At 69.0% G+C, this 25,603-nt stretch carries 23 protein-coding genes; 16 read left to right on the top strand and 7 right to left on the bottom strand.

Annotated features, from left to right (window positions below):
• The first annotated feature begins 33 nt into the window (after positions 1–33).
• Genes ACRYCC_RS06625 through ACRYCC_RS06605 form a run of 5 tightly spaced genes read left to right on the top strand, consistent with a single transcriptional unit; the run spans position 34 to position 6,615 of the window.
• Positions 34–1,458, top strand: coding sequence for an NAD(P)/FAD-dependent oxidoreductase (locus tag ACRYCC_RS06625; RefSeq protein ID WP_433809675.1), 1,425 nt, complete (start codon positions 34–36; stop codon positions 1,456–1,458).
• Entirely contained in the window at positions 1,458–2,468 is a 1,011-nt protein-coding gene (locus ACRYCC_RS06620; RefSeq protein WP_433809674.1) for an alpha/beta hydrolase, read from the top strand. Before ACRYCC_RS06625 ends, ACRYCC_RS06620 begins: the two co-directional genes overlap by 1 nt.
• Entirely contained in the window at positions 2,465–4,333 is a 1,869-nt protein-coding gene (locus ACRYCC_RS06615) for a 2-oxoacid:acceptor oxidoreductase subunit alpha (protein WP_433809673.1), read from the top strand. Before ACRYCC_RS06620 ends, ACRYCC_RS06615 begins: the two co-directional genes overlap by 4 nt.
• A complete protein-coding gene (locus ACRYCC_RS06610; protein WP_433809672.1) occupies positions 4,326–5,411 on the top strand; it encodes a 2-oxoacid:ferredoxin oxidoreductase subunit beta in 1,086 nt (361 codons plus the stop codon). The genes ACRYCC_RS06615 and ACRYCC_RS06610 overlap by 8 nt, the downstream gene beginning before the upstream one ends.
• 13 nt (positions 5,412–5,424) lie before the next feature.
• Positions 5,425–6,615, top strand: a complete 1,191-nt coding sequence (locus tag ACRYCC_RS06605) for a nitric oxide synthase oxygenase (protein WP_433809671.1) — start codon at positions 5,425–5,427, stop codon at positions 6,613–6,615.
• A gap of 80 nt (positions 6,616–6,695) precedes the next feature.
• Here ACRYCC_RS06605 and ACRYCC_RS06600 read toward each other — a convergent pair whose 3' ends face one another.
• Positions 6,696–8,006, bottom strand: a complete 1,311-nt coding sequence (locus ACRYCC_RS06600) for an NADH-quinone oxidoreductase subunit D (RefSeq protein ID WP_433809670.1) — start codon at positions 8,004–8,006, stop codon at positions 6,696–6,698.
• Positions 8,003–8,542 (bottom strand): NuoB/complex I 20 kDa subunit family protein, encoded by a 540-nt coding sequence (locus ACRYCC_RS06595; RefSeq protein WP_433809669.1) that lies wholly within the window; start codon positions 8,540–8,542, stop codon positions 8,003–8,005. Before ACRYCC_RS06595 ends, ACRYCC_RS06600 begins: the two co-directional genes overlap by 4 nt.
• Positions 8,543–8,967: 425 nt before the next feature.
• Between ACRYCC_RS06595 and ACRYCC_RS06590 the strand changes: the two genes are divergently transcribed.
• Complete coding sequence (locus ACRYCC_RS06590) at positions 8,968–9,954, top strand: hypothetical protein (protein WP_433809668.1); 987 nt, start codon at positions 8,968–8,970, stop codon at positions 9,952–9,954.
• A 70-nt stretch (positions 9,955–10,024) separates the two neighbouring features.
• On the opposite strand, the gene qcrB is transcribed toward ACRYCC_RS06590, so the two are convergent.
• A complete protein-coding gene (gene qcrB, locus ACRYCC_RS06585; protein WP_433809667.1) occupies positions 10,025–11,686 on the bottom strand; it encodes a cytochrome bc1 complex cytochrome b subunit in 1,662 nt (553 codons plus the stop codon).
• A 333-nt stretch (positions 11,687–12,019) separates the two neighbouring features.
• On the opposite strand from qcrB, the gene ACRYCC_RS06580 reads away from it, so the two are divergent.
• Both ACRYCC_RS06580 and ACRYCC_RS06575 read left to right on the top strand, forming a co-directional pair.
• The gene (locus tag ACRYCC_RS06580) at positions 12,020–12,592 is read left to right on the top strand and encodes a TetR/AcrR family transcriptional regulator (RefSeq protein ID WP_433809666.1); all 573 of its coding nucleotides are present in this window, start codon (positions 12,020–12,022) and stop codon (positions 12,590–12,592) included.
• Between the two features lie 152 nt (positions 12,593–12,744).
• A complete protein-coding gene (locus ACRYCC_RS06575; protein WP_433809665.1) occupies positions 12,745–13,125 on the top strand; it encodes a sigma factor-like helix-turn-helix DNA-binding protein in 381 nt (126 codons plus the stop codon).
• Here the strand turns inward: ACRYCC_RS06575 and ACRYCC_RS06570 are convergent.
• The 4 genes from ACRYCC_RS06570 to ACRYCC_RS06555 form a co-directional block, all read right to left on the bottom strand.
• Entirely contained in the window at positions 13,073–13,276 is a 204-nt protein-coding gene (locus ACRYCC_RS06570; protein ID WP_433809664.1) for an MbtH family protein, read from the bottom strand. The genes ACRYCC_RS06575 and ACRYCC_RS06570 overlap by 53 nt on opposite strands.
• Before the next feature lie 238 nt (positions 13,277–13,514).
• Positions 13,515–14,168 (bottom strand): response regulator, encoded by a 654-nt coding sequence (locus tag ACRYCC_RS06565; protein WP_433809663.1) that lies wholly within the window; start codon positions 14,166–14,168, stop codon positions 13,515–13,517.
• A complete protein-coding gene (locus tag ACRYCC_RS06560) occupies positions 14,158–15,261 on the bottom strand; it encodes a sensor histidine kinase (protein ID WP_433809662.1) in 1,104 nt (367 codons plus the stop codon). Before ACRYCC_RS06560 ends, ACRYCC_RS06565 begins: the two co-directional genes overlap by 11 nt.
• Positions 15,262–15,501: 240 nt before the next feature.
• A complete protein-coding gene (locus ACRYCC_RS06555; protein ID WP_433809661.1) occupies positions 15,502–16,437 on the bottom strand; it encodes a UbiA family prenyltransferase in 936 nt (311 codons plus the stop codon).
• A 422-nt stretch (positions 16,438–16,859) separates the two neighbouring features.
• Between ACRYCC_RS06555 and ACRYCC_RS06550 the strand changes: the two genes are divergently transcribed.
• From ACRYCC_RS06550 to yjfF, 8 genes are all read left to right on the top strand, one after another.
• Positions 16,860–17,567, top strand: a complete 708-nt coding sequence (locus ACRYCC_RS06550) for a response regulator transcription factor (RefSeq protein ID WP_433809660.1) — start codon at positions 16,860–16,862, stop codon at positions 17,565–17,567.
• On the top strand, positions 17,564–18,418 hold the full coding sequence (locus ACRYCC_RS06545; protein ID WP_433809659.1) for a sensor histidine kinase: 855 nt from the start codon (positions 17,564–17,566) through the stop codon (positions 18,416–18,418). The genes ACRYCC_RS06550 and ACRYCC_RS06545 overlap by 4 nt, the downstream gene beginning before the upstream one ends.
• 191 nt (positions 18,419–18,609) lie before the next feature.
• On the top strand, positions 18,610–19,188 hold the full coding sequence (locus ACRYCC_RS06540; RefSeq protein ID WP_433809658.1) for a response regulator transcription factor: 579 nt from the start codon (positions 18,610–18,612) through the stop codon (positions 19,186–19,188).
• Positions 19,189–19,707: 519 nt separating this feature from the next.
• Positions 19,708–20,778, top strand: a complete 1,071-nt coding sequence (locus tag ACRYCC_RS06535; protein ID WP_433809657.1) for a LacI family DNA-binding transcriptional regulator — start codon at positions 19,708–19,710, stop codon at positions 20,776–20,778.
• 105 nt (positions 20,779–20,883) lie between these two features.
• Entirely contained in the window at positions 20,884–21,852 is a 969-nt protein-coding gene (locus ACRYCC_RS06530) for an ABC transporter substrate-binding protein (protein ID WP_433809656.1), read from the top strand.
• Positions 21,853–21,920: 68 nt separating this feature from the next.
• The gene (locus ACRYCC_RS06525; protein WP_433809655.1) at positions 21,921–23,447 is read left to right on the top strand and encodes a sugar ABC transporter ATP-binding protein; all 1,527 of its coding nucleotides are present in this window, start codon (positions 21,921–21,923) and stop codon (positions 23,445–23,447) included.
• On the top strand, positions 23,444–24,499 hold the full coding sequence (locus tag ACRYCC_RS06520; protein ID WP_433809654.1) for an ABC transporter permease: 1,056 nt from the start codon (positions 23,444–23,446) through the stop codon (positions 24,497–24,499). Before ACRYCC_RS06525 ends, ACRYCC_RS06520 begins: the two co-directional genes overlap by 4 nt.
• Entirely contained in the window at positions 24,496–25,500 is a 1,005-nt protein-coding gene (yjfF, locus tag ACRYCC_RS06515; protein ID WP_433809653.1) for a galactofuranose ABC transporter, permease protein YjfF, read from the top strand. The genes ACRYCC_RS06520 and yjfF overlap by 4 nt, the downstream gene beginning before the upstream one ends.
• Positions 25,501–25,603: the final 103 nt, after the last annotated feature.

Genomic DNA, 25,603 nt, shown 5'->3' with positions numbered 1-25,603 from the left:
ATGACCAAGCGCTCGCGGCATGAGGAGGTACGGATGACGACAGATGAGAGCCGTCCCGGAGGCACCGGCCATGCGGTCGTCCTGGGCGCGAGCATGGCCGGGCTGCTCGCCGCGGCGGTGCTCGCACGGCACATGGACCGTGTCACCGTCGTCGAACGCGACCGTCTTCCCGAGGACCCGGCCTGGCGCCGCGGCGTCCCGCAGGCCCGCCACGCGCACAACCTCATGACCGCGGGGCACGAGGCGATGGAGCAGCTGTTCCCGGGAATCCGCCAGGAGCTGCTGCGGGCGGGCATGGTCCGCGTCCGGATGCCGGAGGACATGTTGCTGCTGACCGCGGGCGGCTGGATGCCCCGCTTCCCGACCGACCTCGCGATGCTGACCTCGTCCCGCGACCTGATCGACTGGGTCGTCCGGCGGCGGGTGCGGGCACTGCCCCAGGTGGAGTTCCTGGAGGAGACCGAGGCCCTCGGCCTGCTCACCGAACCGGACGGGTCCGTGGTGCGGGGGGTCCGGGTACGGGCCAAGGACGGCGCCGACGGTGGGCGGCCGCAGGAGCTGCGCGCCGACTTCGTCGTGGACGCCAGCGGCCGCACCTCGCGCGCACCGGAATGGCTGGAGGCCCTCGGCTACGGGCGGCCCGCCGAGAGCGTGGTGGACGCCCAGACGTCCTACTCGACCTGCGTCTTCCAGCCGCCGCGCGGCCACAGCGCCGACTGGAACTGCATCCTGCTGCAGTACTCCCCGCAGGCCCCGCACCAGGGCATCCTCAACCCCATCGAGGGCGGGCGCTGGATGGTGTCGCTGGCCGCGCTCGGCAAGGAGCGGCCGCCCACCGACCTCGAGGGCTTCCTGGCCTTCGCCCGCAAACTGCGCTCGCCGGTGCTCTACGACGCCATCCGTGACGCCGAGCCGCTCACGCCCATCCACCGCTCGGGCCGCACCGAGAACCGCCGCCGGCACTACGAGAAGCTCCGCCGGTGGCCGGACCGGTACCTGGTCATGGGCGACGCGGCCGGAGCGCTCAACCCCTCCTACGGCCAGGGCATGTCGGTGGCCGCCCGCAGCGCCCTCGCGCTCGACACCGCGCTGGAGTCGGCGCGATCGCTGGACGGCCTGGCCGCCGGGCTCCGCCGCTCCGTGGCCAAGTGCATCGACCTGGCCTGGAGCATCGCGGCCACCGCGGATCTCGCCTACCCGTGGGCCGCCGACCGGGTGAGCCTCGCGGCCCGGATCCAGCTGAGCTACCTGTACCGGGTCATCGCCGTCTCCCCGGAGAGCCAGGCGGCCTCCCGGGCCCTGCTCGACATCAACCAGATGGTCGCGCCCCCGCAGGCGGTGGGACGTCCGCGGGTGCTGGCCGCGGCACTGCGCGGACCGCTGCGTTCCCGGCTGCCCGTCGGCCCGCCGCCGGTCCTGCGCTCGCCGTCACCCGACCTCGTCCTTACGGAGGATTGATGAATTCCCGGCCCACGCCCACCGGATCACTGGTCCGGCTGAAGCGCATCCCGGTCACGCTGGAGATCCGCCCGCACCAGGACCGGGACACGGTATGGCACGTGTCCGGCGACCTGCACCAGGCCGCGGGGACGACCCCCGGCGTGGTGCAGGTCCTGGTCCCTGGACTCACCTACGACCGCCGGTACTGGACCCTCCCGGGGCGGTACAACTTCGCCGAGTACATGGCCCGCGCCGGGTACGCGGTGCTCACCTTCGACCGGATCGGCACCGGCACGAGCAGCCGGCCGCCGGCCGACGAGGTGACGGCCGACGCGCACGTCGCCGTGCTGCACCGGATCGTCCAGTCGCTGCGCACGGGCGAGCTGGCGGGCCGGTCCTTCGACCAGGTGGTGGTCGTCGGCCACTCGTACGGGTCGGGGATCGGCATCATCGAGGCCGGCCGTCACCAGGATGTGGACGCCCTCGTGGTGAGCGGGATGCTGCACGCGTTCACTGACCTGTACCAGCAGGTCATCGACTTCTTCCACCCGGCGGCCCAGGACCCGATCGTGGGCCCGACCCAGCCCCCGCCCGGCTACCTGACCCAGATGCCGGGCTACCGGGTGCGCATGCTGGAGCACCCGCCCAACGTCGAGCCCGACATGTCGGAGTACAACGAGCTGATCAAGTCGACGGGCGCGCTCGGCGAGGGCGACACACTCCCCCAGACCTACCTGCCCACCCACTCGCTGGCCGTCCGGGCGCCGGTCCTCATCGCGGTCGGCCAGTACGACGCGTTGTTCTGCGGCGAGGCGGTCGGCTTCGGCCGGGACTCCGCCTCGGTGCACGCCTACGAGGAGGCCTTCTACTCGCCCGAGGCCCGGCTGGAGACCCGGGTGATACCCGACGCGGGTCACTCGCTGAACCTGCATCGCAACGCGACCGACTGGTTCGAGATCGTGCTGGACTGGCTGGGCCGCCGCGTCTCCGGCACCGGCCGGCCGGCCGCCGAAAGCCGGCAGGCATGACCAAACACGTCCGGCAGCTCGACCGCGTCATCATCCGGTTCGCCGGGGACTCCGGTGACGGCATGCAGCTGACCGGGGACCGGTTCACCGCGGAGACGGCGTCGTTCGGCAACGACCTGTCGACGTGGCCGAACTTCCCGGCGGAGATCCGCGCCCCCGCCGGGACGCTGCCCGGAGTGTCGAGCTTCCAGCTGCACTTCGCCGACCACGACATCGTGACCCCGGGGGACGCCCCGAACGTCCTGGTGGCGATGAACCCGGCGGCGCTGAAGGTGAACCTGGGCGACCTGCCGCGCGGCGCCGATCTGATCATCAACACCGACGAGTTCACCTCCCGTAACCTCACCAAGGTCGGGTACACCGCCAACCCGCTCGACGACGACTCCCTGGACGCCTACCACGTGCACGCGGTGGCCCTGACCTCGCTCACGGTCGGTGCGCTGGCGGGGCTGGACGTCTCCAAGAAGGACGCCGAGCGGGCCAAGAACATGTTCGCCCTGGGACTGCTGTCGTGGCTGTACCACCGGCCGACCGAGGCGACCGTGGCGTTCCTGGAGCGCAAGTTCGCCGCCAAGCCGGCGATCATGAAGGCGAACATCACCGCGTTCCAGGCGGGCTGGAACTACGGGGAGACCACCGAGGACTTCTCGGTGTCGTACGAGATCAAGCCCGCGGCGCTGCCCGGCGGCCTGTACCGCAACATCACGGGCAACACCGCACTGTCCTACGGGCTCATCGCCGCCGGGGTGCGCAGCGGGCTGCCGCTGTTCCTCGGCTCGTACCCCATCACCCCGGCCTCGGACATCCTGCACGAGCTGTCCAAGCACAAGCGGTTCGGGATCCGTACCTTCCAGGCCGAGGACGAGATCGCCGCCGCCGGGGCGGCGCTCGGCGCGTCGTTCGGCGGGTCGCTGGGCATCACCACCACCTCCGGCCCCGGCATCGCGCTCAAGGGCGAGACCATCGGGCTGGCGGTGGCCACCGAGCTGCCGCTGCTGGTCATCAACGTGCAACGCGCCGGCCCCTCCACCGGGCTGCCCACCAAGGCCGAGCAGGCCGACCTGCTGCAGGCCATGTACGGGCGCAACGGAGAGGCGCCCGTCCCGGTCATCGCGCCGTGCTCGCCCAGCGACTGCTTCGGCGCCGCGCTGGAGGCCGCCCGCATCGCCGTCACCTACCGCACGCCCGTCATGCTGCTCTCGGACGGGTACCTGGCCAACGGCTCCGAGCCCTGGCTGCTCCCCGACGTCGACTCGCTGCCCGTCATCGACCCCCGTTTCGCCCCCGCCCCCGCCCCCGCTGACGGTGAAGGCGAAGGCGGCGGGGCGTTCCGGCCCTTCCACCGCGACCCCGAGACCCTCGCCCGGCCCTGGGCGATCCCCGGCACCCCGGGGCTGGAGCACCGGATCGGCGGGCTGGAGAAGGCCGACGGCACCGGCAACATCTCCTACGACGCCGACAACCACGACCTGATGGTCCGCCTCCGCCAAGCCAAGATCGACGGCATCACCGCCGGCATCGACCCCCTGCGGGTCGACGATCCCTCCGGGAGCGCCCGGGTGCTGGTGCTGGGCTGGGGGTCCACCTACGGGGCCATCACCGCCGCCGTACGCCGGGTGCGCGCCGCCGGCGGCCGCATCGCCCAGACCCACCTGCGCCACCTCAACCCGTTCCCCGCCAACACCGCCGAGATCCTGCGCTCCTACGACAAGGTCATCGTCCCGGAGATCAACCTCGGGCAGCTCGCCCTGCTGCTGCGCGGCAGATACCTCGTCGACGTCATCAGCTACAACCGCGTCCGCGGACTCCCGTTCAAGTCCGAAGAACTCGCCGGCGTCATCCAGGATGTGATCGACAGTGACTGACCCCCTCACCGACGGCGGCGGGCTCGCCCTGGTCCCCCGCGACGAGCGTGCGCAGACCGCCAAGGATTTCAAGACCGACCAGGACGTGCGCTGGTGCCCCGGCTGCGGCGACTACGCCGTGCTCGCCGCCGTGCAGGGCTTCCTGCCGGAGCTCGGGCTGCGCCGCGAGAACATCGTGTTCGTCTCCGGCATCGGCTGCTCGTCCCGGTTCCCGTACTACATGAACACCTACGGGTTCCACTCGATCCACGGCCGGGCCCCGGCGATCGCCACCGGCCTGGCGGCCTCCCGTCCCGACCTGTCGGTCTGGGTCATCACCGGCGACGGGGACAGCCTGTCCATCGGCGGCAACCATCTCATCCACGCCCTGCGCCGCAACGTCAACCTCAAGATCCTGATGTTCAACAACCGGATCTACGGACTCACGAAGGGCCAGTACTCCCCCACCTCCGAGCTAGGAAAGATCACCAAGTCCACGCCGATGGGCTCGCTGGACGCGCCGTTCAACCCCATCAGCCTGGCCCTCGGGGCCGAGGGCACCTTCGTCGCCCGCACGCTCGACTCCGACCGCAAGCACCTCCAGTCCACCCTCCGTCAGGCCGCCCACCACCAGGGCACGGCACTCATCGAGATCTACCAGAACTGCAACATCTTCAACGACGGCGCCTTCGAGGCGATGAAGGATCCGCGGACTCGCGACGACGTCACCATCCGCCTCGAGCACCAGCAGCCCATCGTGTTCGGCGCGAAGAAGGACAAGGGGCTGTGCCGGACCTCGACCGGCTTCGAGGTCGTCGACCTGGCCGAGACGGATCCCTCCCGCATCGTCGTGCACGACGCGGGCAATCCCGATCCGTCCCAGGCCTTCGCCCTGTCGCGGCTGGACTCCCCGGCGTTCGAGCACACGCCCATCGGCGTCTTCCGGCACGTGACCCGACCCACCTACGAGACCCTGCTCGGCGATCAGATCAGCGCGGCGGTCGCGCGGCAGGGCAAGGGCGACCTGGCCGCCCTGCTCGGCAGCGGTGACACCTGGCGCATCCAGCGAGACGACCAACCCTTCACCGTAGCCGTTTGAAAGGAGATCCTCGATGCAAGAAATCGGCACTCTTCCGGCACGGCCGGCGCCTCTGACCTCCGCTGACCTGATCGACCGGGAGGACCTCGCCCATCGCGCCCTCGCGCTCCTCGACCTGCTCGACTGGATGACCGAGGAAGAACGCCTCGAACGGATCACCGAGATCAGGGCCGAGCTCCATCAGACCGGCTCGTACACCCACACCTACGACGAACTGCTGCACGGCTCGCAGATCGCCTGGCGCAACCACGCCCGGTGCATCGGCCGCCTGCACTGGCGGTCCCTGCGCGTGGTCGACCGCCGCGACGTGCAGACGGCCGAGGAGGTCGCCGAGGCCTGCATCGACCACCTCCGGATGGCGACCAACGACGGCAACATCCGCTCCACCATCACGATCTTCCCGCCGGAGCGGCCCGACGGCGGCCAGATCCGCATCTGGAACCCCCAGCTCATCCGGTACGCCGGCTACCGGCAGGCCGACGGCTCGGTGATCGGCGACCCGGCGCACACCGAGCTGACCGAGATCGTCGAAGCCATGGGATGGCGGGGATCCGCCGGGCGGTTCGACCTGCTCCCGCTGGTGATCCAGATGCCCGGTGAGGCGCCTCGCATGTTCGACCTGCCACCGGACGTGGTCCTGGAGGTGCCGATCACCCATCCGGAGCTCCCGTGGTTCGCCGACCTGGGGCTGAAGTGGCACGCCCTGCCCGCGATCTCGGACATGAGCATGGAGCTCGGCGGCCTGAGCTACACCGCCTGCCCGTTCAACGGCTGGTACGTCAGCTTCGAGATCGGCGCCCGCAACTTCAGCGACGAGAAGCGCTACAACCTGCTCCCGGTCGTGGCCGAGCGGCTGGGGCTGGACACCGGCCGCACCAACAACCTGTGGAAGGACCGTGCGCTGATCGAGCTCAACCAGGCGGTGATCCACTCCTTCCGGGTGGCCAATGTCCGGCTCGTCGACCACCACGTCGCGGCCCGGCAGTTCGTCACGCACGAGGAGCGCGAGGAGCGGGCGGGCCGTACGACTCCAGCCGACTGGGCGTGGGTGGTCCCGCCGATCTCCGGGAGCACCACGCCGACGTTTCACCGCCCGTACTCGACCGAGCCGGAGCTGTCCCCCAACTTCCACTACCAGCCGCCGGCGTGGCGATCGGACGCGTCGCGGCCCGGAGCGGTCTGTCCGTTTCCTCACGACCTGTAGGGAGCGGCGCCGCGGAAGCGCCTGAGGTGCCCAGAGCCGTGCGCCTCAGACGCTTCCACGATGCCGGCCGGAGCGGTCCGTCACCTGTCCACCCCGCCGAGCAGCGGATCGACGGAGGCGATGGCGGCGATGGTGTCGCCGACCTGCCCGCCCTCGCACATGGCGGGGATCGCCTGCAGGTTGGTGAAGGAGGGATCGCGGAAGTGGATGCGGTACGGCCGGGTGCCGCCGTCGCTCACGACGTGCACGCCGAGCTCGCCGCGGGGCGACTCCACCGCCGCGTACGTCTGCCCGGCGGGCACCCGGAAGCCCTCGGTGACCAGCTTGAAGTGGTGGATGAGGGACTCCATCGACGTGCCCATGATGTCCGCGATATGGCCGGGCGAGTTGCCCAGACCGTCCGCGCCGAGGGAGAGCCGCGCGGGCCAGCCGATCTTCTTGTCCTCGATCATCACCGGCCCGCCGGTCCCGCGCAGCCGGTCCAGGCACTGCTCGACGATCTTGAGGGACTCCTCCATCTCCGCCATGCGGACCAGATGCCGGCCGTAGACGTCACCGGTCCGCTGGACCGGCACGGCGAAGTCGTAGGTCTCGTAACCGCAGTACGGCTGGGTCTTGCGCAGATCCCAGGGCAGCCCCGCCGACCGCAGCACCGGGCCGGTGACCCCCAGCGTCATGCATCCGGTCAGGTCCAGGTAGGCCACGCCCCTGGTCCGGGCCAGGAAGACCGGATTGGCGTTGAGCAGCTTGGCCAGCTTGGCGATGCCGACGCGCAACTGGTCGACGGTGGTCCGGGCCTGGTCGATCGCCCCCGAGGGGAGATCCTGGACGACCCCGCCGGGCCGGATGTAACCGTGGTTCATCCGGACTCCGGTGATCAGCTCGAAGAGCTCGAGGATCCGCTCGCGGTCCAGGAAACCGTTGGTCATCACGGTGGTGGCCCCGAGTTCGAGACCGAACGTGGCGATCGCCACCAGGTGCGAGGAGATGCGGTTCAGCTCCATCATCATCACCCGGATCACCTGGGCGCGTTCGGGGATCCGGTCGGTGATGCCGAGCAGCTTCTCGACCGCGAGGCAGTACGCGGTCTCGTTGAACAGCGGCATCAGGTAGTCCATGCGGGTGCAGAACGTCACCGCCTGCGTCCAGCTGCGGAACTCCATGTTCTTCTCGATGCCGGTGTGCAGGTAGCCGATGACCATCCGTACGTCCTCGACGGTCTCCCCGTCGAGGGTGAGGATCAGTCGCAGGACACCGTGGGTCGAGGGATGCTGCGGCCCCATGTTGATGACGAGCCGGTCCTCGCCCTCCTCCACGCCCGCCGCGGTGATCGAGTCCCAGTCCTGCCCGGCGGCGAGGTAGACCCGCTCCTGCTGCCGCTCGGCCGTCACAGCACGGCCCTTCCGGTGACGCGCATGGCGCGGGTCTCCAGCTCCTGGACCCGCTCCGCCCCGTGCGCGCCCAGCCCGGTGAGGCGGACCCTGTCGTGCAGCTTGATGACGGCGTCCAGGAGCATCTCCGGCCGGGGCGGGCAGCCCGGCACGTACATGTCGACCGGCAGGATCCGGTCCACGCCCTGCACGACCGCGTAGTTGTTGAACATGCCGCCCGTGGAGGCGCACACGCCCATGGCGATGACCCACTTCGGCCCCGGCATCTGGTCGTACACCTGGCGGATCACCGGTGCCATCTTCTGGCTCACCCGGCCGGCCACGATCAGCAGGTCCGCCTGGCGGGGGGTCGCCGAGAAGCGTTCCATGCCGAACCGGGCGAGATCGTGCCGCGGGTTCCCGGCGGCCATCATCTCGATCGCGCAGCAGGCCAGCCCGAACGTGGCGGGCCACATCGAGCTCTGCCGCGCCCAACCCGCGACCTGCTCGATCCTGGTCAACAAGAACTCGCCGGGCAGTTGTTCTTCGAGGCCCACGGCGAATCGCCTCCCTATTTCCTCATACCGGGTACGGACGTCATCCAGTGGCATGGCACAATGGAGAATCCTCCACCAATAAAGTCCGTCATGACACGTCCATTTGCAAGACGGGGAGATGGGCTGTGAGGAGCCTCACAACTGAACACGCAATTCCATGGCAGGATCTTGCCAAGGAATGGAAAGCCACACTGCAGAGCCTCGTCCGCGTCTTGACAAATGCCCTGATCGGCAAGGGAGCTCGCACTTTCTCCGACCGCGAATCGGCGCCTTGGCCCGGCCGCAGAGACGAAAGTAGGATGGCGTAGTAACCGTGGACGACCCATCTGCGGTTCCCGAAGGTCCACTGCTGAACGCGACACCGTGTTGCGGAGCTGAGATCCGTACTCCGGCACGGCCGCCGGCGATCAGCGAGAGGAAACGGCATGGATCTCAGCTGTCTCGGTATTTCGCCCGACGAAGAGACCGTCTACCGGTACTTCCTCCGGTATCCCCATCAGGGGGTGCCCTCCGTCGGGACCGAACTCGGCCTGGACCGTGACACCGTCGAAGCGACCGTCGAGCAGTTGGAGAGCCTCAACCTGCTCGACCTCAGCGACGGGCACGGGGTGCTGCCGACCGACCCTGCCGTGGGCATCGAGCGTCTGGTCGAGCGCCGGTTGAACGAGCTCAACGAGGAGATCAGGCGCGTCCTGGCGGCACGGGCGGCCATCACCTCGTTCCAGGAGGACCACCGGCGCGGGGCACGCTCCCAGTCGGTCCTGAACATCGAACGGGTCGACGGGGTGGACCGCATCCGCCAGCGCATCGACGATCTCGCCTTCTTCTCCTACCAGGAGACGCTGTGCCTGCAGCCCGGCGGGCCGCTCGCCGAGGGCGCCATCGAAGCGGCGCGGCCACTGGACATCCGTTCCCTGCGGCGCGGCATAGCACTGCGCTCGGTCTACCATTCCGAGGCGCTCGAGGACACTTCGATGGCCGCCTACATGCGGCACCTGGTGAGCCTCGGCGCGGAGATACGCATCACCGAAGGACGGATGGACCGGCTGCTGATCTACGACGGAAGTGTCGCCGTCGTGCCGCTCGATCCCAAGCAGAGCGCTCGGGGCGCATTGCTGGTCCGGGAGCCAGGGCTGGTCTCGCAAATGGTGGCGCATTTCTACGGTGTCTGGGAATCGGCTCAGGACATCGGCGACTACACCGGCACCGAGGATTCCGAGCTCATGCTCAGCGACCTGGAGAAGCTGGTGCTCAACACCCTCTCCAGTGCCGACAAGGACGAGATCGCGGCCCGGCAGATGGGCGTGTCCGTCCGTACCTTCCGGCGTTATGTGGCCGATCTCATGACCAGGCTCGGCGCCTCCAACCGTTTCCACGCCGCCCTCCTGGCGAAGGAGAAGGGCTGGATCTAGCGGGTCCGGCCCGGCGGCGCGGGCGCCGCCGGGCGCCGCCCGCGGGTCCGCCCCGGCGCCGCCGGTACGGCTACTCGCCATCGGCGGAGGCGGTCACTTCGTGCCTCGCCGCCTCGGCCGATGAGTGCCCGTTCTGGCCGCCGTGCCCGTTGCCTCCGTCGGAGTGGCCGTTCGCCGGCAGGTCGCCGGCGTGGTACCCGCGGTTGAGCCAGGCGCGCGTCCTGGTGAGGAGCCGGCGCTCGCCCGGCGAGACGACGCCGTTGGGGTCGGTCCCGCCGGTGGCGACGCTCGGGAACACCTTCTTGCTGTGCACCACGGCCGACTCGTGCTCGCTGAGCGGCCGGGTGCTCTCGGCAAAGGAGCCGTCGGGGCCCTGGACGATGATCCCCGTCTCGACCCCGTGCGCCGACACGGCCAGGTCGCGGCGCTGCAGGCCGAGGGCGATCCGGCGGGCGGCCACATAGGCGACGACCGGTGCCACGAAGATCAGGAAACGGAATGCCCAGGTCGTGGCGTACAGGCTCACGTGGAACTTCGCCGCGATCACGTCGTTGCCCCCGGCGGCCCAGAGCACCCCGTAGAAGGTGACGGCCGCGTATCCGATGGCGGTACGGGTGGGCGCGTTGCGGGGCCGGTCGAGGGTGTGGTGGTAGCGATCGTCCTTGAGCACCCACCGTTCGACGAACGGGTACACCGCCAGTCCCCCGAACAGCACGCCCGGGACCACCAGAGCCGGGATCACCACGCCGAGCGACACCGTGTGGCCGAGGGCCGACACGTCCCAGGCGGGCATCATCCGGAGCGCGCCCTCCAGGAAGCCGAGGTACCAGTCCGGCTGGGCACCGGCGCTGACCGCGGTGGGGTCGTACGGGCCGTACAGCCAGATGGGGTTGATCTGGACGAGGGTGGCGAGCAGGGCGATCACGCCGGCGGTGCTGAGCATCAGCGCGGTGGTCTTGGCCATGAAGACCGGGAAGAACGGGTAACCCACCACGTTCCGCTCGGTGCGCGCCTTGCCGGGGAACTGCGTGTGCTTCACCCGCCAGGTCAGCACGATCCCGTGCAGCGGAACCAGCGCGAGGAGGATGCCCGGGATCAGCAGGATGTGCAGGGAGTACAGGCGGGGGATGAAGTCGGTGCCGGGATACTCGCTGCCGAAGACGAAGAACGTCAGATACGACCCGACCAGCGGGACGGCCTCGAGCACCCCCACGGCGATCCGCAGCCCGGTGCCGGACAGCAGGTCGTCCGGCAGCGAGTAGCCGGCGAAGCCTTCGAGCAGCGCCAGGACCAGCAGCAGAATGCCGATCATCCAGTTGACCTCACGCGGCTTCCGGTAGGAGCCGGTGAAGAAGTGCCGCAGCATATGGATGAAGATCGAGCTGATGAACACCAGTGCGGCCCAGTGGTGAATCTGCCGGACCAGCAATCCGCCCCGGACGTCGAAGCTCAGGTGCAGTGTCGAGGCGTACGCCTCGCTCATGGGAACGCCGTTGAGCTTGATGTACGACCCGTGGTAGACCACCGTGGCCATGCTCGGCTTGAAGAACAGCGTCAGGTAGACCCCTGTCAGCAGCAGCACCACGAAGGAGTACAGCGCGAGCTCGCCCAGGAGAAAGGTCCAATGATCCGGAAACACCTTCTTCATCGCCGACTTGAAGAATGGGGTTCCACCGAATCGATCGTCGACCGCGCGGCCGACGCCGCCCATTGCTTTCTGAGTCGTGCTCATGGTCGCTCGTCTCTCGTCAGCCTGTCGCATCAATGAGTCCGGCCCGTCCCAGGAAATGCCGTACAGAACAGGCGCCGTCAAGGGCATGCGGCATCAGGCCGATGAAGTGCCTTCATCGGCTTCCGACATCCCGCGTTAGTTCTCTCTCTCGACCTTCTACCCGATCGCCCTTCGAGGGCCCACCGCGGGTTGGCCTTCGTTATTACACCGTAACGCACCTGAGCATTCTCTGATGTTGACCTGAGGCACTTTTGAGGTGGTTAGCAATTATCTGCTGGTCACGATACGAGCTATTGACAGACGCGGCGTCGTGTGGTTGATACGGTCACATACATGAGCGAGTCACGAGGACACGCGCCGTCGGAGGCACACGTTCTGGCCGCGGCGATCAACCTTTGCCGGGAGAAGGGCTACGGTGGCGTCTCCATCGAGAAGGTCGCCTCCGACGCCGGGGTCGACGCGAGCGACGTGTGGCGGCGGTGGCCCTCCAAGAGCGCTCTTCTGATCGACGCGCTCCGGGCGGAGGTGGCCAGTGATCTGGCCTATCCCGACACCGGGGACTTCGAAGCCGACATGCGCGTGCAGCTGAGGGCCATCAGCAGGCTGTTCAGCGATCCCTCGATCAGTCCCCATCTCGCCCGGCTGGTAGGGGAGGCGCAGCGCGGTCCCGCGGTGGCCGAGGAGTTCCGGGAGCGGGTCTACACCCCCAACCGCACGGCGGCGCGCCAGCGCTTCTCCAAGGCGCAGCGCGACGGTCAGCTACGGGACGACATCGACATCGACGCGGCCATCGACCTGACCTTCGCCCCGTTCTGGTTCCGCCTGCTCCTGCAGTCCGGGCCGATGTCCGAGGAATACGTCGAAGCGATCGTCGACATGTCCCTGCGGGGGCTACGCCCTTCCTGATGTGTCAGCTCCATGGCAGGGATCAGCCATTCGAATGCCGTGGAGGGCGCGGACCGCACCTTATTAGCCTGGAATCCACTGCCGTCCGGCGCGCGTCCGAGCGCGTCCCAGTGGCGGAAGAGCAGGCCCGCACCCGCGAATGGAGGTCACCGATGTCCGAGGACCTGTCCGCGTCGCACAGCCGGCCTTCCACCGAGCCCGGCGGCGCGCTCATGGACGCCGAACAGGAACTGACCGACCGCGTGTGGCAGGCTCTGCAGTCCGTCATGGCGGAATTGCCGCCGACAGATCGTGCCGTTCTGGCGCTGCACAACAGCTTCGCCTTCACCTATGCCGAGGTGGCCTTGATACTCGGTTTGGAAGAGGCGGAGGTGCATGCGATCGCCGCGCGACTGGAACGGAAGACCTCCGACTGGGGCGCGCAACTCGGCTCGCTCCGCAAGCCTTCCGCGAGTGGTGGTACGGCCTATGCCGGAGAGGTCAGTCGCACGGCGAGAGCGGACGCACCAGATCCGTCCAGACGGCCGAAATGAAGGCGAGGCATTCCTCGACCCGGCCTACCGGCCCGGCGTCCCGCCAGCCGGCGGGGTTCGGCTGGGAAACAGGCCAGGTGGAGTAATGCCCTTCAGCATTGACAAGAACCTTGTACCCTGAACCATTGTCACTGCTCACCGGGAACTCCATTCTTGGAATGACCCCGCAATCACCGGGTTCGCACCGATGATTGCGGGGCCAGGCCTCGGCAAGTTCTTTGTGGCGGCGTCCCCGTGTCGGCCGGCCGCCTTAATGGCAGTTTCTCCGCTCCACACGGCCGGCTCAATACCCAGTGCGGCGTATTTCCTCGTACCACCGGATGAACAGCCGTACTACCCCTAAAGAGGTATGCGCGGGCCGGGCACGGCCGGTGGGCGCGGCCGCCGGCTCATTTCGTCTTGGGCAGCCTGATGTAGCCGGCGGCGACCGACTTGTTCACGGCGTCCAGCCGGGAAACGGCGCTCAGTTTCGTGTAGACATTGCGGAGGTGGCGCTTGACCGTGCCCTCGGTGATGGACAGCCGGGAGGCGATCTGGGCGTTGCTCAGCGCACGGGCGACCAGGGTGAGGACCTCGCGCTCCCGCTCGGAGAGCGGGTTGGACGACGGATCGCTCATCCGGTCCAGGCTCTCGCGCGAGACCGACACCACGACCCGCTGCTCGTCCTGGACGACGCTGCGGACCGCGGAGACCAGCTCGTGCCTGCTGACGCTCTTGATGAGGAACGCGTGCGCTCCCCTGGCGAGCAGGTCGCGGACGAGGTTGTGGTCGTCGTGCATCGTCAGCACGATCACCTTGGTCCGCGGCGAGGACAGGCGGATCTGGCGCAGGGTGGTGATGACATCGTGCTGGGGCATCTCGACGTCCAGGATCACCACGTCCGGCCTCAGCTGCTTGACCAGCGCGATGGCCTCGACGCCGGTGCCCGCCTCCCCCACGATCTTGAGATCGGATTCGAGGGACAGCACCTCGTTGAGACCCTCACGGACCATGGTGTGGTCGTCCGCCAGGACCAACCGGAGCTGCCCGCCGCTAACGGGCATCGCGAGTCCCCGCCAGGGGGATGATGATGTCCAGCCGGGTGCCGTCGTCGGGACGCGACTCCACCACGAGGTCGCCGCGCAGCAGCTCGACCCGCTCGCGCATGGACAGCAGCCCCACATGGCGCAGGGACGTCGACGCCGAGCCCGGGTCGAAGCCGATGCCGTCGTCGGTCACGGTGCACCTCACCTCGTAGGGGGTGATGTGCATGCGCACTTCCAGCGCCCGGGCCTGGGCGTGCTTGAAGACGTTGCGAATGGCCTCGCGCAACGTCAGGAAGAGCTCGTCGCGCACCTCGGGCAGGATCCACGCCTCGTCGCCGGTCACCGAGATCCAGGTGTCGGGCTTGGGGGCGCTGGCCGCCTTGTAGTAGTCGTGCAGAGCGGCCTGCAGGGACTCCTGGGCGATCCGGGTGCGCAGTCCGGCGTTGATCTCCCGGATGGTGTTGAGCGTCTCCTCGAGCCCGTCCTTCGCCGCCAGCAGCTTCTCCTCGGCCCGGCTGGGCTGGTTGACGTAGTAGGCCTCGCACAGTTCGAGACTGCGGAACGCCACGTTGATGCCGTGCGCGACGCGGTCGTGCAGCTCACGGGAGATACGCTGCCGCTCGTCGGTGTGCGCGGAGTGGATGTGCTCCAGGAGGTACTCCACGTACCAGACCGATGCCGTGGTGATCCGCTCGACGAGGCTGCGGTGCAGGGCCCCCAGCACGATGGGGACGAGCACCGCCGAGTCCTCGCGCTCCACGAGTTCGCTGACGAAGATCCGCGCGGCGATGTCGAAGAGCACGGTGGCGGCGCTGAGCGACTCGTTGGGATGCACGCTGCGTGAGGCCCGCGAACGCCCTATCTCCTGACTCAGCGTGCCGCCTACGGCCGCCATCCGGGTCCGGGTGCCGCGCAGCGTGGAGAAGACGTCTTCGAGGATGCCGTTGGCCTGGGCGTTGAGCTGCGCGCGACCCTCCGGGCTCGCCACCAGCCTGCTCCCCGTCTCCATCAGGGCACGCTCGAATTGATCGACGACGTCGACCCTGCGTGTTTCGAGCAGTTCTGCCGCGGCGATGCCACCTCGGCTCTCGATGCCCCTGGTATTCGACATGGACTGCCACCCTGCGTCGCCGCCACATCCAGGCTAAAGTGCACCTTAGTCTGCCCAGGTCGATCTTTTTTGGCAAGACGGTCTGCATGAAAAACAAGTTACATATCCAGATGCGGCCAATTTGACCGGTGGATAGATCACATGTTGTCGCCCGCGCCGGGCCTCGTGAAACTGCAGGCCAGGCACGGGCGAGAGTGGTTCGGCGATCGGCGTCACACCATCACATCCGGTGCTGCGGGGTCATCCGGCCAACGCCTGAGCGAAGAGGGTTCCATGGACACCGTACTGAGTCATCATGAAAGCGCGGTATGGGCGACGGCGCCGCTCTCGGTTTCCGTACGACAGCGGGCCTGAGACCAGGAGCGCCACGACGCAGGCACCGATCATCAGGACCACCGCCTCGGGCGTCAGCGCGGGGGCCAGGACCACCGACGCCACCAGGAAGACCGTGCCGAGGCCGAGTGCCGCGAAGGCGATCAGCAGTCGCGCGCGCCGCTCACCCCAGAGAAGTGATCCGGGGCGCCGGCCGGCCTTGACGTCGCCCTCCAGGTCGGGCAGGTCCTTGGCGGCACCCACGAGGCCCATCCACAGCGACATCACGCAGGCCAGGATGGTGAAGCCGGCCGTGTGGTGCAGTGCGCCCGCCGCCTCGTGCCCGGCCGCGTAGGTCAGGAGCCCCCCTCCGGTGGCGACCACGAACAGCCCGCCCGGGTGCCGCTTCCAGCGGAAGGGCGATCCGGAGTACAGGTAGCCCAGCAGCAGCATCGCGAGGACCAGCAGGGGCATCCGGCCGCCCTGCAGGAGCCCGAGCAGGAGCGCCAGCGTCGCGGCGATGGCCGCGATCAGCCCGGCGTCGTGCTCGGACAGGTCACCGCGGGCGATGGGCCGGCCGGAGCCGTTGGCCCGGTCCTCCTGCGTGTCGGTGACGCCGTTGAAGACGTAGATCGCGAAGGTCACGAGAGCCCAGGTCACCGCACCGACGGCCACGTGCGCCACGTGCTGGACGGCCAGTGCGGACCCCGCGAGGAGCGCCCCGGTCAGGAAGCGCATCATGAAGATCACCTGGACGATCGGGCGGGACTCGGCGAAGCAGCGGCCGAGCGTCCTGCCCGTCTCCCGGACGATCTCCGACGGGGCGGTGGACGCCCAGCGGCGGGAGCGGGAGGGGTCCCACACCGGCCTCCTTTGCGGGAGCGGGAACCAGGTCCCCGCCGCCCCGCCCGACGAATAACCGTAAGCGGCTGCCACGTTCAACGAACGTCCCATGACTGTCCTCGCAGAGATTGATGAATGCGCCGTATCGAATCGCCGAACTCACAGTGGACGCGCCCCGTCCTTCCTCATTTGGCGCCGCACTTTTATTTTCGATTCGGCAGATATCGATTTGATCTGCCGGACGCGATCGTTAGCGAAGACCGCCGACGGCTCAAGGCTTGTACCTCCAAAGGAGTACGCCGTGCACCCCCCGGGGGGTCACCCCTGTGCCGACTTGGGAATACTGCTCTTGATTAGAGGTAGGCGGGCGGCTAAATAAATCTTGTAGACCTCCATCAGATCCCCGTGATCTACGTGTAAGCACCGAACCCCGGAGCCGCACCGTGAAAGTTCTCATCGTCGAAGACGACACACAGATCGCCGATGCGCTGGCCTTCACTCTCGGGCGGCACGGACACGAAACGGCGCACGCCGCGACGGCCGCCGAAGCTCTTTCCACATTCGAGGGCAATCAGATGATCCTGTTGGACCTGGGACTGCCCGACCTCGACGGCCACGAGCTGTGCCGGCGGCTCAGGGCCCACACCGACACCCCCATCATCGCCGTCACCGCGCGTAGCGAAGAGGTCGACCGGGTCATGGCCCTGCACATCGGTGCGGACGACTACGTGACCAAGCCGTTCAGCTACTACGAGCTGCTCGCCCGGATAGAGGCGGTGCTGCGGCGCACCACCCGGTCGGCGGCACCGGCACCGGCGCGGGCACCGGAGAAGGAGAAGCGCTCGGTGCTCCAGGTCGGCCCGATCAACGTGGACCTGCGCACCCGCCGGGTCCTGGTGGGCGACCGGCTGGTCCGGCTGACCCGCAAGGAGTTCGACCTGCTCACCATGCTCATGGAGGACGCGGGCACGGTCCGGACCAGGGAGGAGATCATCGCCACGGTCTGGGACGAGAACTGGTACGGCTCCACCCGCACCCTCGACGTCCATGTCGGCTCGCTGCGGGCCAAGCTGAAGTGCCCCGGCTGGATCGAGACGATCCGCGGGGTCGGCTACCGCATCGAGGTCTCACCCGGGCCCGATGCCGCGTGAAGAAGACGACCGAGCAGCGGACGCCTCATCTTCCGGGCTGCTCCTGCGACCGCACCGACTGCGTCGACCGCGTTGACCGCGCCGGCCACCCTCCGCTCGGCGGCCTGGCCGTCGCCGCGCACCAGCTGAACAACCCCCTCACGGCTCTCCGGCTGCGGATCGAGGGGATCGAGGCGATGGCGGACGCCGAGCTCCGGCCGCATCTCGAGCACGCGCTCCGGGACGTGGACCGCCTCTCCCGGACGCTCAGCGAGCTGCTGGCCCTGGAGCGCGCGGACCGTGCGCCCGCGTGTCTCGAAGCCGTCGACGTACGGGCGGACGCGCTGGACCGGGCCGGCTTCTGGGAGGCCGTCGCCGACCGGCGCGGTGTCGCCATCGACGTGGAAGGTCCGGCCGCCCTCGCCGCCGCCGCGCCCGGCGCGCTGCTGCAGGTCCTCGACGTGCTGCTGGACAACGCCCTGCACGTCTCACCGGAGTCGGGTCGCGTGCTCGTCCGCATCGTGCCCGCTTCCACGTCCGTCGGTGTGCACGTCATCGACGAGGGGCCGGGCATGACCCGCGAGGAGCGGCGGCGCGCCTGCGAGCCGTTCTGGCGCGGGCCCGAGTCGGCGCGGCGCGGCGGGACGGGGCTCGGGCTCGCGATCGCCTGTGCCTTCCTGCGCTCCGGGGGCGGCCGGCTGACCCTCGCGCCGGCGGGTGCCCGCGGCCTGGACGCCGCGGCCCACCTGGCGCCCTGGCCTCTCCCCGGCGCGGTCCCGGGCCGGCCGGGGTGCGCGTTCGCGGAGGTGAGCGTGCCCGCGTCCCGTCTTCTCAGCACCCGCGACGTGCGGCCCGTACGACGTCGCCGGTGAGCCGGCGTCCGGAGGCGTACCGGCGGACGGGCCGGTGCGCGCCGGGCATCGGCCGACCAGTGGAAAATGGCGTCCCGGTATCTTGACCGGCGCGCCTTTTTTCGCATTGCCGATCTATCCGATGATCGACGATCCCGGTTATGCTCCGGCTTTATCCGAGTAAACGGCATCCCACACCCTCCGGAGGCCGGATGAGTGTTGACGGAACAGCCCCGCTACGGGTGATGGTGGTCGATCGGGACGCGGACACCCGTGCCGGCGTCGTCACCCTGCTGGCCGACGGCACGGAACTCGAGGTGATCGGCGAGGCCGTCGACGGGGACGGCGCGGTCTCCATGGCCGACCGGCTCCAGCCCGACATCGTGTTGCTGGACGCGCATTCCGCCCGCACCGGACTCGCCGCCCCGCTCAGCCGCAAGGCCCGGGTGTTCGTGCTGACCGGAGCCGATGACCGCCCCACGATCGAGACCGCCATCCGAGGAGGAGCCTGCGGCCATCTGGTGCCGGGCGAGTTCACGGTAGGGGACCTGATCCGCAGTGTGCGGGACGTCAGCAAGGCCAGCCTCGGGCTGTCCGCCCGGGAGGCGGAGGTGATGGACCTCATCGCCGGTGGCCGCTCCAACCGCGAGATCGCCCGCGAGCTCTTCCTGAGCGAGAAGACGGTCAAGAACCACGTCAACCGGATCTACTCCAAGCTCGGCGTCAGCTCACGGCCGACGGCCATCGCCCTCTGGCGCGGCATGATGAGCGCCGTTCCCGTCCGCGACTGACCGCCCCGTCCGCCGCGTCACCGCGGCGCCGCCGACTCTCACCGGGCCCCGCTCGGGCCCCGTCCTGATCCGGCCTGGCCCGCGGCCGGGCGGCATGGTGCCGCCACGGCGGAGGACGGGCGTGCGTACGGTCCCGCGTCACGTCCGGCTGTGACCACTCCCCGCCCCCCGTGGCCGCCCGGGCGGTGAAGCCGCCGACCCCGATCACCTCCTCCGGTGCCATGCCCGCAGGGGCGATCGGACTGCTCATCGGCAGGCTCCCCTCGGCGCGCGCACCCGGCGATCACCTCTGCGAACACCGGCAAAGCTGAGCATGATTGTTAGCGCTACCACCCGCACCGGTCAATACCGTGACTACCAGCCCGGTGGGTATTTCGCCGTATACACAGGTGAATGCCGGTACGTCCCGAAGCGTCCGAAGAACTTCCAAGCCACCTCTTGACGCGTGGATTGTTATCGCCAACACTCTGGGAAACCTCGCCGTAACCTGAGCCCCACCCGAAGGGAGGGCCGCGGGACATGGACACCGACGACCAGCCGCCGACGGGTGAGATCGCCGCCGACGGCCCTCCTCCGGCGGCCGTACGGCCCCGGGCGGCGGTCATGGAGGACGTCGCGGAACTCGCCGGGGTCTCGGCCATGACGGTGTCCCGGGTGCTGAACGCTCCGGACAAGGTGCGGCCCTCGACCCGGGCCCGGGTGCTGGCGGCCGTGCGACAGCTGGGCTACCGCCCCAACTCCGCGGCCCGGGTGCTGGCCACCGGCCGCTCCGGAGTGCTCGGCGTGGTCAGCTTCGACACCACGCTCTACGGCCCGGCCTCCACCCTCTACAACATCGAGCAGGCGGCGCGCGGCGAGGACTACCTGATCAGCATCGCCAGCCTCAGCGCGCTGAACCGCCGGTCGATCAGCGAGGGGGTGGACCGGCTGCGGTCCCAGTCGGTCGACGGCATCATCATCGTCGCCCCGCACGAGTCGGCCGCCGAGGGCCTGCACGACCTCCCGCCCGATCTGCCCGTGGTGGTGGTGGACGCCGCCGACGAGCTCCCCCTGCCGATCGTGGCGGTGGACCAGCACGCCGGCGCGGCCCGCGCCACCCGCCATCTGCTGAGCCTCGGCCACCGCACCGTCTGGCACCTGGCCGGACCGGCCAACTGGATCGACGCCGGTGGCCGGGTGGCCGGCTGGCGGTCGGTGCTGAGGGCCGAGGGGCGGGAGATCCCCGAGTGCCTGACCGGCGACTGGAGCGCCCGGTCCGGCTACGAGCTCGGCAAGCGGCTCGCCGCGAACCTCGAGATCACCGCGCTGTTCGCGGCCAACGACGCGACGGCCCTGGGGGTGCTGCGCGCGCTGCGCGAGCATGGCCGGCGCGTCCCGGAGGACGTCAGCGTGGTCGGCTTCGACGACGTCCCCGAGGCTCCGTTCTTCTCCCCGCCGCTCACCACCGTCCGGCAGAACTTCGGCGAGGTCGGGCGGCACGCGTTCCAGCTACTGCTCGACCAGATCGACGGCCTCACCCCGGAGCGCCGGCGCATCGTCGAACCCGAACTCGTCGTCCGAGAGAGCACGTCCGCCCCCCATCGTCCCTGACCCCCGTCCACCCCCGACCATCCGCGACCCACGGACGTCTGCATCAGCCAAAGCAATCGCTAGCTCGAATTCACCCTTTCGAGATACCGGCAAAAGGAGAACACCATGCTCGGCAGAACAAGGATCGCGGCGGCACTAGCCACAGCGGTCGTGGCCTCCGCTCTCACGGCCTGCGGGGGAAGCGGTAGCGGAGGCGGCAAGCTCACTCTCGGCTTCTCCCAGGTGGGTGCGGAGAGCGGCTGGCGCACCGCGAACACCAAGTCCATCCAGGAGGCGGCCAAGGCCGCCGGGATCGATCTGAAATTCTCCGACGCCCAGCAGAAGCAGGAGAACCAGATCAAGGCGATCCGCTCCTTCATCCAGCAGCGGGTCGACGTCATCGCCTTCTCGCCGGTGGTGGAGTCCGGCTGGGACACCGTGCTCAAGGAGGCCAAGGCCAAGAAGATCCCGGTCGTGCTCACCGACCGCTCGGTCAACTCCACCGACAAGACGCTCTACAAGTCCTTCCTCGGATCGGACTTCGTCGAGGAGGGCCGCAAGGCCGGCCAGTGGGTGGTCGACGACTTCAAGAGCACACCGGGACCGGTGAACATCGTCCAGCTGGAGGGCAACACGGGCGCCGCCCCGGCCATCGACCGCAAGAAGGGCTTCGAGGAGAAGATCTCGGCCGATCCCAAGTTCAAGATGCTCGCCTCCCAGCCCGGCGACTTCACCCGGGCCAAGGGCAAGGAGGTCATGCAGGCCTTCCTCAAGGCCCACAAGAAGATCGACCTGCTGTTCGCGCACAACGACGACATGGGCCTCGGCGCCATCCAGGCCATCGAGGAGGCCGGCCTCAAGCCCGGCAAGGACATCAAGATCGTGACGATCGACGCCGTCAAGGACGGCCTGACCGCGGAGTCCCAGGGGAAGATCAACTTCATCGTGGAGTGCAGTCCCCTGCTCGGTGAGCAGCTGATGGACATCGTCAAGAAGGTCAAGGACGGCCAGCCGGTCGACGCGCGGATCGTCACCAAGGAGACGACCTTCACCCCCGAGCAGGCCGCCGCGGCACTGCCCAGCCGCAAGTACTGAGCGATCCCGCCGGGACCGGTCCGCCCCAGGACCGGTCCCGGCGCCTTTCGCACGAGAGGAGTGCGCGTATGTCCGAGCCGCGAGCGGTCCTGGAGATGACAGGCATCCGCAAGGAGTTCCCAGGAGTCAAGGCCCTCACGGACGTGGACTTCCGGCTCTTCCCCGGTGAGGTGCACGCCCTGATGGGCGAGAACGGCGCCGGCAAGTCCACGCTGATCAAAGTACTGACGGGGGTGTACCGCGCCGACGCGGGCGAGGTCACCCTGCGCGGTGAACCGGTACGGATCACCAGCCCCCTGCAGGCTCAGCAGGCCGGGATCAGCACCGTCTACCAGGAGGTCAACCTCTGCCCCAACCTCACCGTCGCGGAGAACATCCTGATCGGGCGCGAGCCGTACCGGCGGGGGGTGATCCGCTGGCGGGAGATGCGCCGTAAGGCGGCCGAGCTGCTCGACCGGCTCGACCTCGACCTGGACGTCACGGCGCCGCTCGGCACCTACTCACTGGCGATCCAGCAGTTGGTCGCCATCGTCCGCGCCGTGGACATCTCCCCCACCGTGCTGATCCTCGACGAGCCGACCTCGAGCCTGGACCGGGGCGAGGTCGAGCAGCTCTTCACGGTGATGCGCCGGCTCCGCGACGACGGCGTGGCGATCCTGTTCGTCTCCCACTTTCTCGAGCAGGTCTACGAGATCTGCGACCGGATGACCATCCTGCGCAACGGTGCCCTGGTCGGGGAGCACCGGACCGACGAGCTCAGCCGGATCGACCTCATCGGCCTGATGACCGGAAAGGAGCTGCGGGTCCTGGAGGAACTCGAGGAGCAGCCCAAGCGGGATCTCGCCACCCTGGAACGTTCGGAGCCGCTGCTCCGGCTGACCGGGACCGGCCGCAAGGGCGCCATCGCACCGTTCGACCTGGCCGTGCACCCCGGGGAGGTGGTCGGCCTGGCCGGGCTGCTGGGTTCGGGCCGCTCGGAGGTGGCCCGGCTGGTCTTCGGCGCGGAGCCCGCCGACAGCGGGGAGTTCGCCGCGGCCGGGGAGCCGGTCGCGCTCCGCTCGACCCGGGCGGCCATCGCCCGCGGCATCGCCTACTGTCCCGAGGACCGCAAGACCGACGGGCTCGTCGCCGACCTGTCCGTACGGGAGAACATCATCCTGGCCGTGCAGGCCGCCCGGGGCTGGACCCGGCCGCTGCCCACCCGGCGACGGGACCAGCTGGTGGCCGACTACATCACCATGCTGCGGATCAGCCCGGCGAACCCGAACGCGCTCGTACGCGACCTCAGCGGCGGCAACCAGCAGAAGGTGCTGCTGGCCCGGTGGCTGATCACCGAACCGAGGCTGCTCATCCTCGACGAGCCCACCCGCGGCATCGACGTCGGGGCCAAGGCGGAGATCCAGCGGCTGGTGGTCAAGCTCTCGGAGGACGGGATGGCGGTGCTGTTCATCTCCGCGGAGCTGGAGGAGGTGCTGCGTCTCAGCCACAAGGTCGAGGTGCTGCGCGATCGCCGGCTGGTCGCCGAGCTGGCCAACACCGACGAGCTCACCGTCGGGCGCATCCTGGAGACCATCGCGAGCGGAGCGGGCGAATGACATCGGCCCAAGTGATCACGTTGCTGAGGAGAACGACCAGGCACCGGCTCTTCTGGCCGCTGGCCGTCCTGGTGATCATGTTGCTGAGCAACCTGGCCTTCACCCACGACTTCTTCTCCATCCGGGTCCGGAACGGGCATCTGTACGGCAGCCTGATCGACATCTTGCACTTCGGAGCACCGCTGATCCTGGTCTCCCTCGGCATGACCCTGGTGATCGCCGCCGCGGGCATCGACCTGTCCGTCGGCTCGGTGGTGGCCATCTCGGGGGCGCTGGCCTGCTACCTCATCAGCAAGGAGCACGGGGTGGCGACCGCGGTCGTGGTCGCCCTGCTCGTGGCCCTGGCGCTCGGCCTCGCCAACGGCGTGCTCGTCGCCCGGATCGGCATCCAGCCCATCATCGCCACCCTGATCCTCATGGTGGCCGGGCGCGGAGTCGCGCAGCTGATCACCGGGGGGCAGATCATCACGATCAACAGCTCGTCGTACAAGCTGATCGGCGGCGGCTACTGGCTCACCGTCCCGTTCTCGGTACTGGTGGTGGCGGTGGTGGTCGCGCTGACCGGGCTGCTGACCCGCAGGACCGCCCTCGGGCTGCTGCTGGAGGCCGTCGGCGGCAACGCCGAGGCCAGCCGACTGGTCGGGATCCGGTCCCGCCGGATCGTGGCCATGGTGTACGTCTTCAGCGCCCTCTGCGCCGGCATCGCGGGGCTCATGATCAGCTCCAACGTGTCCAGCGCCGACGGGAACAACGCGGGCCTCTGGATCGAACTGGACGCCATCCTCGCCGTCGTGATCGGCGGCACCCCGCTCACCGGCGGGCGGTTCTCGCTCAGCGGCACCGTCATCGGTGCACTGATCATCCAGACCCTGAGCACCACGATCTACACGACCGGCGTGCCCCCGCAGACGACGCTCGTCTTCAAGGCGGTCATCGTCACCATCGTCTGCCTGATCCAGTCGCCGACGTTCCGCGCCAAGGTCTTCGGCCGCCGGAGCCGGTCCGGCCGGCCGCCCGTTTCCGCGCCCGCCAATGTGGAGGTATCGGCGTGACCATCCTCTCCCCCACCCGGGTGTCCCTCGCGGGCCCGGTCTCCGGCCTGCGACGCCACGTACCGGTGCTGGTGACGCTGGGACTGTTCCTGGTGCTGTTCGGCACCGGATCGGTCAGGTACGACAACTTCCTGTCCGGTCAGGTCTTCCTCGACCTGTTCGTCGACAACGCCTTCCTGCTGGTGGCGGCCGTGGGGGCGACATTCGTCATCCTCACCGGCGGCATCGACCTGTCCGTCGGGGCGATGGCCGCCCTGTCCACGATGATCTCCGCCGCCCTCGTGCAGAAGGCGGGGTGGCCGACGCTGATCGTCATCCCGCTGGTGCTGGCCATCGGCGCGCTCGCCGGGCTGGCCATGGGCAGCGTCATCCACTACTTCGAGATCCAGCCGTTCATCGTGACGCTGGCCGGCATGTTCCTGGCCCGGGGCCTCTGCTACACGATCAGCGTCAAGTCGATCTCCATCACGGACCCGGTGTTCACCGGTTTCGCGCAGACCCAGATCCCGCTGCCCGGAGATCTCTTCGTCTCCCCCAGCGTGGTGATCGCCCTCGCCGTGCTGGGCGTCGCCTTCTACGTGCTGCACTACACCCGGATCGGCCGCGGCCTCTACGCGGTCGGCGGCAGCGCGCAGTCGGCACTGCTCATGGGGCTGCCCACCGCCCGCATCAAGATCACCGCTTATGTGGTCAGCGGCTTCTGCTCGTCGCTGGCCGGGGTCCTGCTGTCGTTCTACATGCTGTCCGGGTACGGGCTGCACGCCGTCGGCATGGAACTCGACGCGATCGCGGCGGTGGTCATCGGCGGCACCCTGCTCACCGGGGGCTCCGGCTACGTCCTCGGCACCCTGCTGGGCGTCCTGGTGCTGGGGGTCATCCAGACCATCATCAGCTTCCAGGGCACGCTGAGCTCATGGTGGACGAAGATCGTGATCGGCCTGCTGCTCTTCGTCTTCATCGTCCTGCAGCGGGTGATCGGCACCCGGCGTACGCGCACCTGACTCCGGCGGCCGGGGTGCGGGTCCCTCCCGTCCCACCGCCTCGGGGCCGCACCTCGTTGCGCGGCGCCGTGGCGCAGCCCGTAGATTGGCAGGACACCCGGTG

It is taken from the genome of Actinomadura scrupuli (assembly GCF_050971785.1).
Lineage (GTDB): Bacteria > Actinomycetota > Actinomycetes > Streptosporangiales > Streptosporangiaceae > Actinomadura_E > Actinomadura_E scrupuli.
The sequence above is the reverse complement of the archived record's forward strand: the minus strand, read 5'-3'. Positions and strand labels throughout refer to the sequence as shown.